Annotated in this window: 5 protein-coding genes and 1 pseudogene; 1 reads left to right on the forward strand and 5 read right to left on the reverse strand. The window is 66.9% G+C overall.

Annotated elements, in window-relative coordinates; genetic code table 11:
- The 4 genes and pseudogenes from ACSBP4_RS19515 to ACSBP4_RS19530 form a co-directional block, all read right to left on the reverse strand.
- Nucleotides 1–437: pseudogene (locus ACSBP4_RS19515) on the reverse strand (peptidase M24); the annotation flags it as partial.
- Nucleotides 434–2311, reverse strand: coding sequence for a UvrD-helicase domain-containing protein (locus ACSBP4_RS19520; protein WP_435553197.1), 1878 nt, complete (start codon nucleotides 2309–2311; stop codon nucleotides 434–436). The gene ACSBP4_RS19520 and the pseudogene ACSBP4_RS19515, both read right to left, overlap by 4 nt.
- Nucleotides 2312–2385: 74 nt before the next feature.
- The gene (locus ACSBP4_RS19525; protein ID WP_006180277.1) at nucleotides 2386–2544 is read right to left on the reverse strand and encodes a DUF7563 family protein; all 159 of its coding nucleotides are present in this window, start codon (nucleotides 2542–2544) and stop codon (nucleotides 2386–2388) included.
- Between the two features lie 128 nt (nucleotides 2545–2672).
- On the reverse strand, nucleotides 2673–2858 hold the full coding sequence (locus tag ACSBP4_RS19530; RefSeq protein ID WP_049905393.1) for an HVO_0416 family zinc finger protein: 186 nt from the start codon (nucleotides 2856–2858) through the stop codon (nucleotides 2673–2675).
- Nucleotides 2859–3035: 177 nt separating this feature from the next.
- Here ACSBP4_RS19530 and ubaA point away from each other — a divergent pair, with 177 nt between their 5' ends.
- On the forward strand, nucleotides 3036–3872 hold the full coding sequence (gene ubaA / locus ACSBP4_RS19535) for an SAMP-activating enzyme E1 (protein WP_373631573.1): 837 nt from the start codon (nucleotides 3036–3038) through the stop codon (nucleotides 3870–3872).
- A 73-nt stretch (nucleotides 3873–3945) separates the two neighbouring features.
- Here the strand turns inward: ubaA and ACSBP4_RS19540 are convergent.
- The coding region (locus tag ACSBP4_RS19540; RefSeq protein ID WP_435553198.1) for a hypothetical protein at nucleotides 3946–4770 on the reverse strand (825 nt) is incomplete at its 5' end.

Consider the following 4770-nt stretch of genomic DNA (forward strand, 5'->3'; position numbering starts at 1 on the left):
CGCTCGCCGGCCGTTTTCGTCGCTCGCGCCCGCTCGAGGGCGTCCGTCGAGGCGAGGTCGAACCCCGCCCGTTCGAGATAGAGCGCGGCGTCGTGTGGGATGCGTGGCGGGGCCAAGATCGTTCCCTCGAACCCCCGATCGACGAGGGTCGACGCCAGCCGCTCAGCGGGGTGGCCGCCGCCCTCGGCGCTCGAGTGAACGAGCCACTCGTCGGCGGTGCCGTCGTAGGCCACGGCCGTCGTGTCGGCCGGCCGGTCGCAGGCGTAGCGAATCCCGGGATCGCGGTCGACGCCGGCGTGAACGAACGCGGCGCCGTCGCGGTCGGCGAGGGCAGCCGAGAGGACGTCGGCCGCGTGGCGCCGGCGCTCGCGGCCGAGTTCCGTGCCGTCGTCGAACTCGGGCCTGTCCGTCGCGCCGTCGGCGTTCCCACCGGTCACGGCGCTTCGGCTTCGGCCTCGAGGTCGTCGGCCTCGGCGTCGGGATCGGGCTGTTGGGCCTGCTCGACGAGTTCCTCGAGAGTCATGTCGGTCAGCTCGTTCTCGAGGAGGACGTCGACCGGCAGCGTCGGCGCGCCGTCGACTAAGTTCTCGAGGAGGACGAGTCGCTCGCGGGCCCGCGACATCCCGACGTAGAAGACGCGGCGTTCGTTGTCGGTCAGCACGGGCACGGGCGAGGTGGTCTTGGTGAACTCCTCGCAGCCGGGGATGTCGGTGGGGTCGTCGACGGTGGCGACCATCTGCTCGACGACTTTCTCGGTGAGGTCGGTGCCGACGAAGACGTGGTCGGCCTCGCGGCCCTTCGCGGAGTGGATCGTCCCGACGCGGACGCGGTCAGTGTCCATCCCCTGGTACTCGCCGATGGCGAAGTACGAGCGGACGCTTTTCTTCTGGAAGTTGGTGACCTTCCGGAGCATGTCGGCCGCCGAGCCGGGGCCGGGCATGAACGGCGCGTGGTCCTCGACGACATCGGCGGGAATCATGAGGTCCTCGAGATCGTCGATACCCGCATCTTCCTGTCGATCGTCGATTTCGTCGAAGAGGTCGTCGCGTTCCGCGGTACCGAAGGCCGACTCCTGGAGCATGTCGGCGAGCCGGCGGGCCTGCAGGCCGGTGACGTCCTCGCCGGCGTCGATGGCCTCGACCGCCCGGACGTACTGGGTGAGTCGGTCAGTCCACATCCGCTGGTCGGTCAGCGAGGTAAAGGGGACCCCTTCGGTGATGAACTCATCGATGAACTGGAACATCTGGTAGCGAGCCCGGAACAGCACCATGATGGTGCCGTCGCCCTCAACGAGGGTTCGGCGGACGTTCCGGACGACGTCGAGCATCGAGGCGTTGGTACGGGCCTCGACGGCACCGCCTTCCTTGCGGGGCTTGAGGTCCTTGTCCTGTCGGGTCTCGATGTGACGGATCTCCTTGTTGACCGCGTTGAGGACGTTCGAGGGCAACCGATAGGAGTTCGGCAGAATGATGTCCTCGTCGACGTCTTCCTCGAGCAAGAGCGCAGGGTCGGCACCCTGCCAGGAGTAGACGACCTGGTCGTCGTCGCCGGCGATCAGCACCTGCTCCATGTGTGGTTTCCACTCCTCGTAGACGTCGTACTGCAGGGTCGTGATGTCCTGGAACTCGTCGATGACGAGGTAGTCGACGTTCGGGAGCAGGGAGCGCTGTTTGACCCGCTCTAACATGTCCGCGAAGCCGATCTTGCCCTCTTCGCCCTTGTAGGAGCGCCAGCCACGGATCGCCTCGGGAACGTCGATCCGGTCGTCGTCGCTGGGCCAGGTCGGGGTGTACTTGTTACCCTCCTGAGCGTTCGGGTCGATTTCGGGCGGGAGCCGGACCTCCTCGTCGTCCCACTGGAAGGGGACGTCGTACCAGTCCGAGACGTCGCGGCTGGTCCGCTGGAGCCACTGGCTCGTCGCGATGACCTTGTTCCCGATCGTCGTCGAACGGGCAGTGCGTCGCCCCGCGCCGGAGTACTCGTCCTCGTACTCGATGCCGTACTGCTCGCAGAACCCCTCCTTGTCGGATTCGCCGATGACGTCGCTCCGGGAGAGATCGAGCAGTTCGTAAGCTTTCGCGTGCATCGTACAGACGTTGCCCTGCAGCGCACGCGGACTCTCGTCGAGGCGCTCGGCTAACCGCTCGCGAACCTCTTGGGCCGCCGCTCGCGTATACGAGACGACCAGAATATCCCGAAAAGTGACCCCGTCCTGCTCGAGGATCTCCTCGACGTGGTCCAGCAAGGCGGTCGTCTTCCCGCTTCCCGGACCGCCGAACAGGCGGGTAACCGTCGTGTCCGTCGTAGTCATTGTAGCTGTACAGGAGCGCGACACCCATAAGTGACGTGGGTTTTCGGCGACAGAAGCCGACGACGACGCGACGATCAGGGATCGCGGGGGGAGCGGGCGTCTCGAACCTCGGCACCGTCGCGTATCTTGTCCTGACAGTCCGGACAGACGCGGGGATCCTCAACGCCGCGGGGCGTAAACACCCGGGCGTACGTCTCCGTGACGAACGCACCGCAGTTCTGGCATTCCGGCATAGTTCTCCTCAATACGCTATCATCTGTAACCCATTATAATTGTGTCGAATACGCACTGATAAAAACACTACACGGAACGCGAATTTATCGACGGGACGGTCGCAACGGGCTCGAGTCAGCGGTCGACCCTACGGCGTCGGCTCCCACCCACAGACGCTACAGGAGTTGGCGGACGTCTCGTGAAGGCCGCCGCAGTCGGGACACTGCTTCTTGTTATACTCCTGCTCCCACCCTACTCGTTCGACCGAGTGACCGCGGTCGGACAGGAATTGGTCGATGACGTCGTCACCGGCGTCATTGGGTGAGGTTGCCATATCCATGTGAACACAACCCACAGTATTAAATCGAATGGTGGCTGCTAATCCTGCCTCCTTCGCGATCCCACACGTCGGCCCCGCGGCCACGGAACCGACCGCGACCGACTCGGCCAGCCGTCGCCCCCTCTCGAGTCGACCCGCGGACTTTTCTCGCTCTCGAGCCTACGACGACGTATGAGCGACCTGCGTCTGGACGCGACCCAACTCGATCGCTACTCGAGACACGTGATCATGGACGAGATCGGTCCGGAGGGCCAACAGCGGCTGCTCGAGGGATCGGTGCTGATCGTCGGCGCGGGCGGGCTGGGATCGCCGGCGATTCAGTATCTCGCGGCCGCCGGCGTCGGCCGATTGGGGATCGTCGACGACGACGTCGTCGAGCGCTCGAACCTGCAACGCCAGATCGTCCACGGCGACGACGACGTGGGGCGACCGAAGGTCGACAGCGCGGCCGACTACGTCGCGGCGCTGAATCCCGATATCACCGTCGAGACCCACGAGACTCGCGTCACGGCCGACACCGTCGCGGACCTCGTTGCCGACTACGACATCGTGTTAGACGCCAGCGACAACTTCGCTACCCGGTACCTGCTGAACGACCACTGCGTCCTCACCGAAACACCGCTGTTTCACGGCGCGATCTACCGCTTCGAGGGCCAGCTCACCTCCTTCACGAACGAACGCGGCGGCGACGAGCCGCGGCCGTGTTACCGGTGTATCTTCCCCGAAGCCCCCGAACCCGGTACCGTCCCCGACTGCGCGACGACCGGCGTCCTCGGCGTCCTCCCCGGGACCGTCGGCTGCATTCAGGCCACCGAGGTCGTCAAATACCTGCTCGGGAAAGGCGACCTGCTCGAGGGACGGCTCCTGCTGTACGACGCGATGGACATGAGCTTCGAGGAAGTCCCCGTCCAGCCGAACCCGGCGTGTCCAGTCTGTGGCGACGACCCCGAGATCGAGTCGGTCTCGGACGTGGCCTACGAGGGGACCTGCGAGATTTCGGCCGACTGAGTTCTGACGGCCATTCAACGTACTCCTCGAGTCGGCACGCAGTCCGGTCGCAAAGGTGAAACCTGCTCCGCCGTCACCCGCTCGAGGCGGTGCGGCCGAGTCTCGATCGGACGACGGCGGGCAGTCGCAACGTGCCGGCGCCGGCGAGACAGGAGGCAAAGGCGGTGGTCCCGAGCTTGCCGCCCGCCCCGGACAGGGACGGTGCGACCGCGAAGTAGACGAGGCCACAGAGGCAGCCGGCGGCGGCGACCTGTCCGGTGGTCGCCAGCCGCTCGTCGCCCGACATCCCGGCGAACGAGGCACAGAAGGCGACCACGGCCAGCGTCGACCCGAGCGACGGAAAGAGCGAGGGGAACGCGATGCCAGCGACGAGCCCGACCGCGGCAGAGGCGACGACGGAGCTGGCCCCACCGCGGGTCCGGAGCGCGACGGTCGCGACCGCCGCGACGCCAGCGACGAGGACGACTGCCGGAGCGAGTCGCGGCTCGAGTGCGCTGGCGGCGGCGTAGTCAACGTCGAGCAGGGCAACCGTCGTGATGCAGCCAAAGAGCGCGATCGTCCCGTACTTGCCGCCGAAGCCGTCGAACGAGCCGGCCGTCGCGACGAACGCGAGCCCGGCGATCACGCCCGCGACCGCGACCGGCTCGAGGGAGGGAAACACCGCCGGCGAGGCCATTCCGACGAACGTCCCGCAGTAGGCCGGGCCGTCGATCCGGGGGAGGCCGACCCCGACGAGCAACCCGACCGCGGCGGCGGCCACGACCGGGCCGAGGCCAGCGCGAACGCTCAGGACGTACGTGACGACCGCTGCGGCTGCGACCGCGAGCGCATCGACGGCGTCCGCGCGAGCGAGCACGCTCCCCTCGAGTCTCGAGAGTCGCCGTCGCTCCGTCGCGGC

Origin of the sequence: Natrinema sp. CGMCC1.2065, assembly GCF_051225675.1 — an archaeon.
Lineage (GTDB): Archaea > Halobacteriota > Halobacteria > Halobacteriales > Natrialbaceae > Natrinema > Natrinema thermotolerans.